This is a genomic window from Streptomyces sp. LX-29, assembly GCF_029541745.1.
In the GTDB taxonomy this organism is placed as follows: Bacteria; Actinomycetota; Actinomycetes; order Streptomycetales; family Streptomycetaceae; genus Streptomyces.
The window spans coordinates 6190399-6204211 of the sequence record NZ_CP089746.1 but is presented as its reverse complement, the minus strand read 5'-3'; the positions used below and the strand labels follow the sequence as shown (position 1 = coordinate 6204211).

Here is a 13813-nt window from a genome sequence, read left to right as displayed (position 1 = left end):
CCCATGACTGAGCCCTCAGCCACCTGTCGGCGGCTGAGGGCTCAGTCATTTCTCAAAGGCGAGGGGTGAGGAGGATCAGCGCCCCCGCAGCGAGCGGTACGTGGCCACCAGCGCGGCGGTCGAGCTGTCCAGCCCCGGCACCTCGGCGCCGGTGGTCAACGCCGGCTCCACCCGCTTGGCGAGCACCTTCCCCAGCTCCACGCCCCACTGGTCGAAGGAGTCGATGTCCCAGATGGCGCCCTGGACGAACACCTTGTGCTCGTACAGCGCGATGAGCTGGCCGAGCACCGAGGGGGTGAGCTCGCTGGCCAGGATGGTGGTCGTCGGGTGGTTGCCGCGGAAGGTGCGGTGCGGCACCTGCTCGGCCGGCACGCCCTCCGCGGCGACCTCCTCCGCCGTCTTGCCGAAGGCCAGCGCCTGACCCTGGGCGAAGAGGTTCGCCATCAACAGGTCGTGCTGGTCGGCCAGGCCCGGCCGCAGGTCCTCCACCGGCTTGGCGAAGCCGATCAGGTCGGCCGGCACCAGCTTGGTGCCCTGGTGGAGCAGCTGGTAGTAGGCGTGCTGGCCGTTGGTGCCGGGAGTGCCCCAGACCACCGGGCCGGTCTGCCAGTTCACCGACTCGCCCTGCCGGTCCACCGACTTGCCGTTGGACTCCATGTCCAGCTGCTGGAGGTAAGCCGTGAACTTGGACAGATAGTGACTGTACGGCAGGACCGCGTGGGCCTGTGCGTCGTGGAAGTTGTTGTACCAGACACCCAGCAGGCCGAGCAGCAGCGGCGCGTTCTCCTCGAGGGGAGCGGTGCGGAAGTGTTCGTCCATCAGATGGAAGCCGGCGAGCATCTCGCGGAACCGGTCCGGACCGATGGCGATCATCAGCGAGAGGCCGATGGCCGAGTCGTAGGAGTAGCGGCCGCCGACCCAGTCCCAGAACTCGAACATGTTGGCCGTGTCGATGCCGAACTCGGCGACCTTCTCGGCGTTGGTGGACAGCGCCACGAAGTGCTTGGCCACCGCCTCCTGACCGGCGCCCAGGCCGCTCAGCAGCCAGTCGCGGGCCGAGGTGGCGTTGGTGATGGTCTCGATGGTGGTGAACGTCTTGGAGGCGATGACGAACAGCGTCTCGGCCGGGTCCAGGTCCCGCACCGCCTCGTGCAGGTCCGCCCCGTCCACGTTGGAGACGAAGCGGAAGTTCAGGTCCCGCGCGGTGTAGGAGCGCAGCGCCTCGTACGCCATCGCCGGGCCGAGGTCGGAGCCGCCGATGCCGACGTTGACCACGTTCTTGACGGGCTTGCCGGTGTGCCCGGTCCAGTGCCCGGAGCGGACCTTCTCGGCGAAGGTCGTCATCTTGGTGAGCACCGCGTAGACATCCGGGACGACGTCCTTGCCGTCCACCTTGATGACGGCGGACCGCGGCGCCCGCAGCGCGGTGTGCAGCACCGCGCGGCCCTCGGTGTTGTTGATCTTCTCGCCGCGGAACATGGCGTCCCGCAGCTCCGCCACCCCGGCCGCCTCGGCCAGCTCGCGCAAGCGCCGCAGGGTCTCGTCGGTCACCAGCTGCTTGGAGTAGTCCAGATGGAGGTCACCGACCTGGAGGCTGAGCCGCCGCGCGCGCCCGGGGTCCTCGGCGAACAGGTCGCGCAGATGCGCGTCGCCCAGTTCCTGACGGTGCTTGGCCAGCGCGTGCCACTCAGGCATCCGGTCCAGCCTGCCGCGGCCTTCCTTGTTCATCTCGGACATCAGCCCACTTCTTCTCGTACCTGCACCCCGCCGCCACCCACCTTACGGCCGCGAGGACGCCAGTCGATCAGTGGCGTCGGCGTGTTCGGCGCCCACCCGGGCCTCTGCCCGGCGAAAAGCGTCCGGCCCGGTGGGAAGGGGTTCTTCCCACCGGGCCGGTCACAGGTGCGTGTTCGTCAGATCTCCCCACGGAGCTTGGCGAGCGCCTCGGCGAGGATCGCCTCTCCGTCGGCGTCACTCCTCCGCTCCCGCACGTATGCCAGATGCGTCTTGTACGGCTCGGTGCGCGGCGGAGCGGGCGGGTTGTCCCGGTCCTTGCCGGCCGGGAGGCCGCAGCGGGGGCAGTCCCAAGTGTCCGGAATCTGCGCGTCGCTGGCGAAGCTCGGCTGAGTCTCGTGCTCGTTCGAGCACCAGAAGGAGATGCGCAGACGCGGCGCCGACTCGCCTCGCTCCGCTTCACCCATCGGCCCCGCTCCGACCCGACTCCCTCGGATCGCGTTGCCACTTGCCACGGTCGTAACTCCCTGCGTAATGGTGCTGCACTGTGCCGAATAGCGGCTGCGCCACGGAGTCGATGAGCGGCTCCGCTGCGGGCGCCCCAGTCTACGTAAGGCCCAACGCGCGTCCAGTGACAGGAGTTACCACCCGCCCCCTAAGACGCCAGCTTCCATGATAGGCCGCGCCGACGACGGTACGTCAGTTAATCCAGCTTCATCAGCAGACCGAGGGCGACGATGCAGACGAACCACAGCAGGCCGACCACGATGGTGATCCGGTCGAGGTTACGCTCGGCGACCGAGGAGCCGCCGACGGAGGACTGCATGCCGCCGCCGAACATGTCGGACAGACCGCCACCCTTCCCCTTGTGCATGAGCACCAGCATCATCAACAGGACACTGAAGATGATGAGGGCGATCGAGAACCCCATGACCACGGCTGGACCAACTCTCTCGGACTGAAGAACGGAGTGGGGCCGGGGCGGCGTGAACACGCCGGTCCCGGCCCCGACAGGGTACGACGGGTGACACCCGTCGTCATAGCTGCTACTGGTCGCGGAACCGGACGATCTTCACGAACTCGTCCGCGTCCAGTGCCGCGCCGCCGACCAGGGCGCCGTCCACGTCCGGCTGCGCCATGATCGCCGCCACGTTGCCGGACTTCACCGAGCCGCCGTACTGGATGCGGACCTTGTCGGCCAGCTCCTGGCTGTAGAGCTCGGCCAGGCGACCGCGGATCGCCCCGCAGACCTCCTGGGCGTCCTCGGGGGTGGCGACCTCGCCGGTGCCGATGGCCCACACCGGCTCGTACGCGATCACGATCGACTCGGCGTGCTCGGCCGGGACGTCCTTCAGGGCGCCGTCGACCTGCGCGAGGGTGTGCGCGACCTGGTTGCCCGCCTTGCGGACGTCCAGGCCCTCGCCGACGCACAGGATCGGGGTGAGGCCGTGCTGGTAGGCGGCCTTCACCTTGGCGTTGCACAGCTCGTCGGTCTCGGCGTGGTACTGCCGGCGCTCGGAGTGCCCGATCGCGACGTACGTGCACTTGAGCTTGGCGAGCATCGAGCCGGAGATCTCACCGGTGTACGCGCCCGAGTCGTGCGCCGAGATGTCCTGGGCGCCGTACTTGATCTTCAGCTTGTCGCCGTCGACCAGCGTCTGCACCGACCGCAGGTCGACGAAGGGCGGCAGGACCGCGACCTCGACGGCCTCGTAGTCCTTGTCGGCGAGCGCGAAGGCGAGCTTCTGGACGTGCGCGATGGCCTCGAGGTGGTTGAGGTTCATCTTCCAGTTGCCCGCCATCAGCGGGATACGGTCACTCACGGTAGTTCAGTCCTCCAGTGCGGCGAGGCCGGGGAGCGTCTTGCCCTCGAGATACTCGAGGCTGGCCCCGCCACCGGTCGAAATATGTCCGAAAGCGGTCTCATCGAAGCCCAGCAGGCGCACGGCGGCGGCCGAGTCGCCGCCACCGACGACCGTGAAGGCCGGGCTGTCGACCAGCGCCTGGGCGACCGCCTTGGTGCCGTTGGCGTAGTCGGGGTGCTCGAAGACACCCATCGGCCCGTTCCAGAACACGGTGGCCGCGTCCGCCAGCTTCGACGCGTACAGCTCGCGGGTCTTCGGGCCGATGTCCAGACCCTCCTCGTCCGCCGGGATGGCGTCCGAGGAGACCAGGTCCGGGTTGGCCGGGGCCTTGGTCTTCAGGTCCGGGAACTCGGCCGAGACCAGCACATCGACGGGGAGCACGAACTCCACGCCACGCTTCTCGGCCCGCGCCAGGTAGTCCAGGCAGGCCGGGATCTGGTCCTCCTGGAGCAGCGAGACACCGACCTCGTGGCCCTTGGCCTTGAGGAAGGTGTACGCCATGCCGCCGCCGACCAGGATGCGGTCGGCCTTCTCCAGCAGGTGGTCGATGACCCCGAGCTTGTCCGAGACCTTGGCCCCGCCGAGGACGACCACGTACGGCCGCTCCACGTTCTCGGTGAGCTTCTTGAGCACACCGACCTCGGTGGAGATCAGGCCGCCCACGGCGTGCGGCAGCCGGGCCGGCAGGTCGTACACCGAGGCGTGCTTGCGGTGCACGGCACCGAAGCCGTCGCCCACGTACAGGTCCGCCAGCGCGGCCAGCTCGTCGGCGAAGGCGCCTCGCTCGGCGTCGTCCTTGCTGGTCTCACCGGCGTTGAAGCGGAGGTTCTCCAGCAGCGTGACCTCGCCGTCGCCGAGAGCGGCGACGGTGGCCTTCGCGCTGTCCCCCACGGTGTCGGCCGCGAAGACGACCGGCTTGCCGAGGATCTCACCGAGACGCTTCGCGACCGGCGCGAGCGAGAACTGCGGGTCCGGGGCGCCCTTGGGGCGGCCCAGGTGAGAGGCGACGACCACCCTGGCGCCGGCGTCCGCCAGCCTGGCGATGGTCGGGGCGACGGCGCGGATGCGGCCGTCGTCCGTGATCGTGTCGCCTTCCAGCGGCACGTTGAGGTCGGCGCGGACGAACACCCGCCGCCCGGCGACCTCAAGCTCGTCGATCGTCTTCATTGTTGCGTGGCTCCTAGAAGTCCCAGCAGGCGAGGGGGCTCGTGCGGCGCGCCATCGCGCTGCGCGAGCCCCATCGCTCACTTCGAGATACCGCTCGGAATCAGAGCTGGCCGCCGACGAAGGTGGTCAGGTCCACCAGGCGGTTGGAGTAGCCCCACTCATTGTCATACCAGCCGACGACCTTGACCTGCTTGCCCTGGGCCATGGTCAGGCGGGAGTCGAAGGTGCAGGAGGCGGGCCAGTTCACGATGTCCGAGGAGACGATCTCGTCCTCGGTGTACTCCAGGATGCCCTTCAGCTGGCCCTCCGCGGCCTTCTGGAAGGCGTTGTTGATCTCGTCCTTGGTGACCTCGCGGTCGAGCTCGATCACCAGGTCGGTCACGGAGCCGGTCGGGACCGGAACGCGCATCGCGATGCCGTCCAGCTTGCCCTTCAGCTGCGGCAGGACCAGGGCGGTGGCCTTGGCGGCACCGGTCGAGGTCGGGATGATGTTCTGCGCGGCAGCGCGGGCGCGACGCAGGTCGCTGTGCGGGAAGTCCAGGATGCGCTGGTCGTTGGTGTAGGCGTGGACCGTGGTCATCAGGCCCTTGACGATGCCGAAGCTCTCGTCGAGAACCTTGGCCATCGGCGCCACGCAGTTGGTGGTGCAGGACGCGTTGGAGATGACGTGGTGGTTGGCCGCGTCGTACTTGTCCTGGTTCACGCCCATCACGATGGTGATGTCCTCACCCTTGGCGGGGGCGGAGATCAGCACCTTCTTGGCGCCGGCGGCGAGGTGCTTGGCGGCGTCCTCGCGCTTGGTGAAGATGCCGGTGGACTCGACGACGATGTCGGCGCCCAGCTCGGCCCAGGGGAGGTTCGCCGGGTCCCGCTCGGCGAGGGTCTTGAAGGTCTGGTTACCGACGGTGATGGTGTCGGCGGTGTGGCTGACCTCGTGCTTCAGCCGACCCAGGATGGTGTCGTACTTCAGCAGGTGGACCAGGGTGGCGTTGTCGGTCAGGTCGTTGACACCGACGATCTCGATGTCCGCGCCCTGCTCCAGGAGCGCGCGGAAGTAGTTGCGACCGATGCGGCCAAAGCCGTTGATGCCTACGCGGATCGTCACGAACCGATCTCCTCGTTGGTGTGCCGGTCTGGGCGCCGGCGAGCTGTATGAGTTGTCCCCGACCGCCTCCGACCCTACCGCTAAAGGAATGCCTCCGTGACATTGGCGACGGCGCCCCGCAACCCCCTTCGTGTGGCGCGGATCACCGCCGAAGTGACGCTTTTGTCACTGTCAGTCAATAACGCAGGCGGAGCGGGGAAACCGGCGGTGAAATGGGTCGATAAGCAGCATGAAAAGGCCGCTCGACATAGCGGGGAGCCCCTCATCTGTGCGATTTTCCGATCCTTTTTTCGCTGAGCGCGCAAGGGCGATTTCTACGGTCGTCCTCATCAAACGGCTCGCCGCCGATGCGTTTATGGCCGTAGCCGTACTCCCGCCGTCAACACACCGCCTTCCAGGTCCCCGCCGACGGGGGGTCGCGCTCGGGCGACGACGACCGACGGCCGGGGTCGAGGTCCGCGCGGACTGGCGAGGACACGCGCGGGCGCACGCGCCGAGGCGCGCGGAGGGGACGGACCGCGCTCCGTCCTCTCCTCGGGAACGGGGCGGCCGAACGCCCTTGAGGGGGGTTTCTCCCGGTCAGCCACGCGCAGGACTCGGGCGACGACCCTCACGGAGAGTCATCGCGACGCGAGGGGCCGGGGGCGCGGGCCCGCAGCGCGAGCGCCGTCGGCATGGGCCCGCAGCGTGGGCGCCGTGGGCGTAGGCACGTGGGCACCGGGCTGCCGCCGCCGGGGGCACGGCCTGCCGGGGGGCGCGGGCCTGCCGGGGCACGGGGCCGCTGTGGGGCACGGACCCGCCGCGGGGCTCGGCCCGCCGTGGGCGCGGGGCCACTGTGGGGCGGCCCGCCGTATACGGGGGCCCGCCGGGGGCACGGGCTCCACGTGGGGCACGGACGCGCCGGGGGCCACGGTCTGCCGTGGGGCACGGGCGCGCCGGGGCACGGGGCCACTGGGGGGGGCACGGACCCGCCGCGGGGCTCGGCCCGCCGTGGGCGCGGGGCCACTGGGGGGCACGGCCCGCCGTGCAACGGGCCCCGCCATGGGGTGGGGTACGGCCCGTTGGGGCACGGGCGCGCCGTAGGCACGGGGCCACTGTGGGGCGGCCCGCCGTATACGGGGGCCCGCCATGGGGTACGACCCGCCGGGGGCACGGGCTCCACGTGGGGCACGGACGCGCCGCGGGCCACGGTCTGCCGTGGGGCACGGCCCGCCGGGGGCACGGGGCCGCTGTGGGGCACGGCCCCCGGGCACGGGCCCCGCCATGGGGGTACGACCCGCCGGGGGCATGAGCCATCAGGGGGCACGGCTTGCCGGGGCGCGGGCCACCGTGGGACACGGCCCCGCCTGGGACACGCCCCGCCGTGGAACACGGCCTGCCAGGGGGCCCAGGCCCGCCGTGGAACACGGGCCCGCCATGGGCACAGGCTCGCCGGGGGGACAGGCCCGCCGTAGGGGCGGGCCACCGTGCGGCACGGGCCCGGGCTCCCTCATGGGCCACGGCCACCGTGGGACACGAACCCCGCCGTAGGGCATGTGCCACCGTGGCAAAGGCCGCGGCGGAGCGCCTGCGGTGGAGGCGGGGCCGGATGGCGGGGCAGGGGAGAAACGGGAGTGCGTCGGTGGGCGGCCGGAAGAACCGGAAGAAGGGGGCGGGATCGGTCGTGGGCCGGTCGTCGGCCGCCCGGGCGGCGGCTGGTGGGCGTGCTCGGCATGGGAACGCGCCGTGCAGCGAACGCGCCATGAGACCGGGTTGGGCCTGTGGGTCGGACGTTCCCAGGTCGGGCATGGGAACGGGCCGGGCGTGGGACCGGACCGGACATGGGATCAGGTGGGGCAATCCCGGGTCGGGCACGGGACGGGACCGAGCATGGGAACGGGCCGGGCCGGGCATAGGGCCGGGTCGGACGTGAGGCCGGACCGCCCTGGAGCCGGGTTGGACGTGAGGCCGGACCGCCCTGGGACCGGGTTGGACGTGAGGCCGGGCCGCGATGGGGCCGGGGCGGGGCTGTGACCAGGTCGGGCATTCCCAGATCCGCGGGACCGAGCCGGGGGTACCGGGCGCGGGCCGGCGCGGGTCCCCGTCATGAGGCCGACGTGCCGTAGGCCGGGCGGCGAGGCGCCGGGCGGGCCTGGCGTAGACGCTGGGCAGGAGGAGCCGGGGCTCAGGCGCCGGGCGAGCAGGCGCCGGCGGCCGTCGGCCGGGCTCCGAGCGGACACGGCCTGACCTGGCGCAGCCGCCCCGCACCCAGCCCGGTTCGGACGCGGCCCCGCTCGGATGCGGCTCGGTCCGTAGGGCGACCGGGCCCAGGGCTCGCAAGGGGCCTCGCCCCGGTCGGGTCGCCCGACCGGGGTGTCGTACGGGGAGGCTGAGGGGCGGTCAGCCGACCATGCCGTCCGCCATCTCCTCGGTCAGGTTGGACTCCGTGCCGGGTACGCCGAGGTCCTGGGCGCGCTTGTCGGCCATCGCCAGCAGGCGGCGGATGCGGCCGGCGACCGCGTCCTTGGTCAACGGCGGGTCGGCGAGAGCGCCGAGCTCCTCCAGGGACGCCTGCTTGTGCTCCATGCGCAGCCGGCCGGCGGCCGCCAGGTGCTCCGGGACCTCGTCGCCGAGGATCTCCAGCGCCCGCTGGACCCGCGCCCCCGCGGCCACCGCCGCCCGCGCGGAGCGACGCAGGTTGGCGTCGTCGAAGTTGGCGAGCCGGTTGGCGGTGGCCCGCACCTCGCGGCGCATCCGCCGCTCCTCCCAGGCCAGCACGGACTCATGGGCGCCGAGCCGGGTCAACAGCGCGCCGATCGCGTCACCGTCCCGGACGACCACCCGGTCCACGCCGCGCACCTCGCGAGCCTTGGCCCCGATCTGGAGCCGGCGCGCCGCGCCGACCAGCGCCAGCGCGGCCTCGGGGCCGGGGCACGTCACCTCCAGGGAGGACGAACGGCCGGGCTCGGTGAGCGAGCCGTGCGCCAGGAAGGCACCGCGCCAGGCGGCCTCGGCATCGCAGGTGGCCCCGGAGACCACCTGCGGGGGCAGTCCGCGGATCGGCCGGCCGCGGCCGTCGACCAGGCCGGTCTGGCGGGCCAGCTGGTCACCGCCGGCGACCACCCGCACCACGTACCGGCTGCCGCGGCGCAGCCCGCCGGGGGCCATCACCACCAGGTCGGAGGCGTGACCGAAGATCTCCAGGATGTCCTTGCGGAGCCGTCGAGCCGCGATGCCGGTGTCCAGCTCCGCCTCGATCACGATGCGCCCGCTGACCAGGTGCAGCCCGCCCGCGAACCGCAGGATCGCCGAGACCTCCGCTTTCCGGCAGCAGGTCCGGGTGACGGGGAGCCGGGAGATTTCGTCCTTCACCGCTGCCGTCATCGCCATGGGCCGATCCTTCCATGCATCCGAAAAATACGGTCGTACGCGGCGGCCAGCAGCTCCGGGTCGTGCCGCGGGGAGGCCCCCACGGCGTCCGGCCGGGCGGCGGCACCCTCGGCCGCGGCCGGGAACGCGCCGGCGGCGGCCACCGGAGCCAGCTCGACCGTCGCGCCGAGCCGCTCGGCGGCGTCGCACAGGCTGCTCCGGTCGGGCACCGCGGCCGCGTCGGCCAACACCACGTCGAAGGCGAGTTTAGGGGCGTGTCGGGCCAAAACCTCCAAATGACGCTGCGGGGAGAAGCCGTCGGTTTCGCCCGGCTGGGGAGCGAGGTTCAGCGAGAGCACGCGCCGCGCCTTGGTCTCCTGGAGCGCTTCGAGCAGCTCGGGCACCAGGAGGTGCGGAATGACCGAGGAGAACCAGGAGCCGGGCCCCAACACCACCCAGTCCGCGTCCAAGACCGCCGCCACCGCCTCCGGCACGGCCGGCGGGTCCTCCGGGACCACGTGCACCGACTGCACCTCGCCGGGGGTGAGCGCCACGGTCGCCTGGCCGCGGACGGTGCTTATCTCGTCCGGCCGGGCGGGGTCGTGGCCCCGTACCAGCGCCTGGAGCTCCAGGGGGACGGCGGACATGGGCAGCACCCGGCCGTGGGCGCCGAGCAGCCGGCCGACCCACTCCAGGGCGTTCACCGGGTCGCCCAGCTGCTCCCACAGCGCGACGATCAGCAGGTTGCCGACCGCGTGGCCGTGCAGCTCGCCCTCGCTCTCGAAGCGATGCTGGATGACCCGGGCCCAGGTCTGTCCCCAGTCGTCGTCACCGCACAGCGCGGCGAGCGCCTTGCGCAGGTCGCCGGGGGGCAGTACGCCCATCTCGTCGCGCAGCCGGCCGCTGGAGCCGCCGTCGTCGGCCACGGTGACGACGGCGGTCAGGTCGCCGGTGATGCGGCGCAGCGCGGCGAGCGAGGCGGAGAGGCCCATGCCGCCGCCGAGCGCGACGACCTTGGGCTGGGCGCGCCGGCCGCTGCGGCCTCCCACGAGCCGCCGCAGCCGCCGGGTGCGCAGGGGCTGATAGCTCACTCGCGCCCCATGTCGCGGTGGACGACCACGGTCTCCACGCTCTCGGCGGCCAGACGGGCGGCGAGCTTCTCGGACATGGCGACGGAGCGGTGCTTGCCGCCCGTGCAGCCGACGGCGATGGTCACATAGCGCTTGCCCTCGCGGCGGTAGCCGGCCGCGATCAGCTGGAGCAGCTCGGTGTAGCGGTCCAGGAACTCCTTGGCGCCGGGCTGGTTGAAGACGTAGCCGGACACCTCCTCGTTGAGCCCGGTGAAGGGGCGCAGCTCGGGCACCCAGTGCGGGTTGGGCAGGAAGCGGCAGTCCACCACCAGGTCGGCGTCGACCGGCAGGCCGTACTTGTACCCGAAGGACATCACGGTGGCGCGCAGCTCCGGCTCCTCCTCGCCGGCGAACTGGGCGTCCATCTTGGCGCGCAGCTCGTGGACGTTGAGGCTGGAGGTGTCGATCACCAGGTCGGCGTCGCCGCGCAGCTCGCGCAGCAGGTCGCGCTCGGCGGCGATGCCGTCGACGATCCGCCCGTCGCCCTGGAGCGGGTGCGGGCGACGCACCGACTCGAAGCGGCGCACCAGGGCGTCGTCGGACGCCTCCAGGAAGAGCACCCGACGCTTGACGTTCTTGGCCGCGAGGTCGGCGAGGGACTCGCGGAGGTTGTCGAAGAAGCGGCGGCCGCGGACGTCGACGACCACGGCGATCCGGGCCACATTGCCCTGGGAGCGGGCGCCGAGGTCCACCATGGTGGGGATCAGGGCGGGCGGGAGGTTGTCGACGACGAACCAGCCGAGGTCCTCCAGGCACTTGGCGGCGGTGCTGCGGCCCGCGCCGGACATGCCGGAGATGATCACCAGCTCGGGGATGGCCGCGGCCTCGGGAGCCTCGCCCGTCGTGCCCGTACTCACCTGTGCTCCGTTTCCGTGGTTCTCGTGGTCTTGCGCATTCATGGTCCTGTCCCCCGTGTCGGGGATGACGCCGCGGACGCGGCCTCATCCTCAATGATCTCTCCTGTGGCGGTGTTCACCGCCGGGGCGGGCGGGGCCGCCTGGGCGAGGGCCGCGGCCACGGTCTCGGCGGTCTTGCGGCCGATGCCGGGGACCTCGCAGATCTGGTCGATGGTCGCCGCGCGGAGCCGCTTGAGCGAGCCGAAGTGCTTGAGGAGCGCCTGCCGGCGACTCTCCCCCAGGCCGGGCACGGTGTCCAGCGGCCCCGCCTTCATCGTCTTGGAGCGCTTGCTGCGCTGGTACGAGATGGCGAACCGGTGCGCCTCGTCGCGCACCCGCTGGAGCAGGTAGAGCCCCTCGCTGGTGCGCGGCAGCACCACCGGGTCGGGCTCGCCGGGCAGCCAGACCTCCTCCAGCCGCTTGGCCAGGCCGCACACGGCCACGTCGTCGATGCCGAGCTCGTCCAGCGCCCGCCGCGCGGCGGCGACCTGCGGCGCGCCGCCGTCGACCACGACGAGCTGCGGGGGGTACGCGAACTTGCGCGGCCGGCCCGTCTCGGGGTCCACGGGCCCACCGGCCACCGCGTCCACCTCGCCGCCGACCGGCGCCGGCCCTCCGGCCTCGGCGCCCGCTGGCGCGTCCTCGCCGTCCCACTCGCCGGTCTTCTGCTTCTCCTGGAGGTAGCGGCGGAAGCGGCGGCTGACCACCTCGTGCATGGAGCGGACGTCGTCCTGCCCGCGACCGTGCCAGATCTGCGCGTCTCCGACACGACCCTTGATCTGGAAGCGGCGGTACTCGCTCTTGCGGGCCAGCCCGTCCTCGAAGACGACCATGGAGGCCACCACGTCGTCGCCCTGGAAGTGCGAGATGTCGAAGCACTCCACGCGCAGCGGTGCGGAGTCCAGGTCCAGCGCCTCGGCGATCTCCTCCAGCGCGCGGGAGCGCGTGGTCAGGTCGGAGGCGCGCTTGGTCTTGTGCAGCACGAGCGCCTGCTGGGCGTTGCGCTGCACCGTGGCCATCAGGTCCTTCTTGTCGCCGCGCTGCGGTATCCGCAGGTCGACGCGGGCGCCGCGACGGCCGGCGAGCCATTCGACGACCGGGTCGACGGGGTCGGGCAGGGCCGGCACCAGCACCTCCTTGGGCACGGCGTCGCCGCTCTCCTCGCCGTACAACTGCTGGAGGGCGTGCTCGACCAGACCCGCGGTGTCCACGGCCTCCACCTTGTCGGTCACCCAGCCGCGCTGGCCGCGCACCCGGCCGCCGCGCACGTGGAAGATCTGCACGGCCGCCTCCAGCTCGTCCTCGGCGACCGCGATCAGGTCCGCGTCGGTGGCGTCGGTGAGGACGACGGCGTTCTTCTCCATCGCGCGGCGCAGCGCGCCGATGTCGTCCCGCAGCCGCGCCGCCTTCTCGTACTCCATGTCCTCCGCGGCGTCGTGCATCTGCTGCTCGAGCCGGCGCAGATGGGTGCCGGTGCGGCCGGCCACGAAGTCGCAGAAGTCCTCGGCGAGTTCGCGGTGCTCCTCGGCGGTGACGCGGCCGACACACGGGGCGGAGCACTTGCCGATGTAGCCGAGCAGACAGGGCCGCCCGATCTGCGCCGAACGCTTGAACACCCCGGCCGAGCAGGTCCGCACCGGGAACACCCGCAGCATCAGGTCGACCGTCTCGCGGATCGCCCAGGCGTGCCCGTACGGGCCGAAGTACCGCACGCCCTTCTTCTTGGCCCCGCGCATGACCTGGACGCGCGGGAACTCCTCGTTGAGCGTCACCGCCAGGTACGGATAGCTCTTGTCGTCCCGATACTTGACGTTGAACCGGGGGTCGAACTCCTTGATCCAGGTGTACTCGAGCTGCAGCGCCTCCACCTCGGTGGAGACCACCGTCCACTCCACGGAGCCGGCCGTGGTGACCATGGTGCGGGTGCGTGGGTGCAGGTTCGCCAGGTCCTGGAAGTACGAGGAGAGCCGCTGGCGCAGGCTCTTCGCCTTCCCGACGTAGATCACCCGGCCGTGTTCGTCCCGGAACTTGTAGACCCCCGGCGAGTCGGGGATCTGTCCCGGCTTGGGTCGGTAGCTGCTGGGGTCGGCCATGGTCACCACCCTACTGGCGGCCGCCGACACTCCGGCCCCGGAACGGGCCCGGGACGCCCCGGAACGGCGGGCGATCGGGGAAGGGCGGAAGCCGAGGCCGTGGGACGGCGCGGGCACCTGGACGGGGCGCCACGGCGTCCCGCCCGGACGGCGGGGCACGACGGCGGGCGGCCGGGCCCGACAGGTCGCGGAGAACGCGGCCGACGGGGCTTCCGCGGCGCACTCGGGTGTCGCATGTCAGGGCGGTGGCCCGTGGCCGCGACGGCCGTGGCCCGGGCGCCGGGCGGAAGCGACGGGCCACGCGGAAGCGACGGGCCGCCCGCTAGCGGCAGGCCGCGCGACAGCGACAGGCCGCGCGGCCACCGGGCGGGGCGTGTCCTGCCAGCAGGTCGGGACGCCGCCGGCAGGGCGAGACGCTGCCAGCAGGACGGGACGCTGCCAGCAGGGCGAGTCGCCACCGGCAGGACGGGACGGG

10 protein-coding genes are annotated in these 13813 nt (G+C 72.0%); all 10 read right to left on the bottom strand.

Annotated features, from left to right (window positions below; all coding sequences use genetic code 11):
- Positions 1-75: 75 nt before the first annotated feature.
- The 10 genes from pgi to uvrC all read right to left on the bottom strand — a co-directional run bounded on the left by pgi (position 76) and on the right by uvrC (position 13338).
- Positions 76-1728, bottom strand: a complete 1653-nt coding sequence (gene pgi, locus LRS74_RS26125; RefSeq protein ID WP_277744943.1) for a glucose-6-phosphate isomerase — start codon at positions 1726-1728, stop codon at positions 76-78.
- Positions 1729-1913: 185 nt separating this feature from the next.
- Positions 1914-2249: an RNA polymerase-binding protein RbpA gene (locus LRS74_RS26120; RefSeq protein ID WP_144384606.1), complete on the bottom strand. Its 336-nt coding sequence runs from the start codon at positions 2247-2249 to the stop codon at positions 1914-1916.
- Between the two features lie 188 nt (positions 2250-2437).
- Positions 2438-2665, bottom strand: a complete 228-nt coding sequence (secG, locus tag LRS74_RS26115) for a preprotein translocase subunit SecG (protein WP_144384607.1) — start codon at positions 2663-2665, stop codon at positions 2438-2440.
- Positions 2666-2780: 115 nt separating this feature from the next.
- A complete protein-coding gene (tpiA, locus tag LRS74_RS26110; RefSeq protein WP_277743288.1) occupies positions 2781-3557 on the bottom strand; it encodes a triose-phosphate isomerase in 777 nt (258 codons plus the stop codon).
- Between the two features lie 6 nt (positions 3558-3563).
- A complete protein-coding gene (locus tag LRS74_RS26105; RefSeq protein ID WP_277743287.1) occupies positions 3564-4766 on the bottom strand; it encodes a phosphoglycerate kinase in 1203 nt (400 codons plus the stop codon).
- 100 nt (positions 4767-4866) lie between these two features.
- Positions 4867-5871 carry a type I glyceraldehyde-3-phosphate dehydrogenase gene (gap, locus tag LRS74_RS26100; protein WP_144384610.1) on the bottom strand — a complete coding sequence of 335 codons (1005 nt, stop codon included), beginning with the start codon at positions 5869-5871 and terminating at the stop codon, positions 4867-4869.
- A gap of 2379 nt (positions 5872-8250) precedes the next feature.
- A complete protein-coding gene (whiA, locus tag LRS74_RS26095) occupies positions 8251-9240 on the bottom strand; it encodes a DNA-binding protein WhiA (RefSeq protein ID WP_144384611.1) in 990 nt (329 codons plus the stop codon).
- Positions 9231-10310 (bottom strand): uridine diphosphate-N-acetylglucosamine-binding protein YvcK, encoded by a 1080-nt coding sequence (yvcK, locus tag LRS74_RS26090; protein WP_277743286.1) that lies wholly within the window; start codon positions 10308-10310, stop codon positions 9231-9233. Before yvcK ends, whiA begins: the two co-directional genes overlap by 10 nt.
- Positions 10307-11248 carry an RNase adapter RapZ gene (gene rapZ, locus LRS74_RS26085; RefSeq protein ID WP_277743285.1) on the bottom strand — a complete coding sequence of 314 codons (942 nt, stop codon included), beginning with the start codon at positions 11246-11248 and terminating at the stop codon, positions 10307-10309. Before rapZ ends, yvcK begins: the two co-directional genes overlap by 4 nt.
- A complete protein-coding gene (gene uvrC / locus LRS74_RS26080) occupies positions 11245-13338 on the bottom strand; it encodes an excinuclease ABC subunit UvrC (protein WP_277743284.1) in 2094 nt (697 codons plus the stop codon). Before uvrC ends, rapZ begins: the two co-directional genes overlap by 4 nt.
- Positions 13339-13813: the final 475 nt, after the last annotated feature.

What these genes read in the sequence shown, in the direction of transcription:
- rapZ (WP_277743285.1), bottom strand. Translation starts at nt 11,248, where the DNA reads ATGAATGCGCAAGACCACGAGAACCACGGAAACGGAGCACAGGTGAGT.
- uvrC (WP_277743284.1), bottom strand. Translation starts at nt 13,338, where the DNA reads ATGGCCGACCCCAGCAGCTACCGACCCAAGCCGGGACAGATCCCCGAC.
- pgi (WP_277744943.1), bottom strand. Translation starts at nt 1,728, where the DNA reads ATGAACAAGGAAGGCCGCGGCAGGCTGGACCGGATGCCTGAGTGGCAC.
- whiA (WP_144384611.1), bottom strand. Translation starts at nt 9,240, where the DNA reads ATGGCGATGACGGCAGCGGTGAAGGACGAAATCTCCCGGCTCCCCGTC.
- LRS74_RS26105 (WP_277743287.1), bottom strand. Translation starts at nt 4,766, where the DNA reads ATGAAGACGATCGACGAGCTTGAGGTCGCCGGGCGGCGGGTGTTCGTC.
- secG (WP_144384607.1), bottom strand. Translation starts at nt 2,665, where the DNA reads ATGGGGTTCTCGATCGCCCTCATCATCTTCAGTGTCCTGTTGATGATG.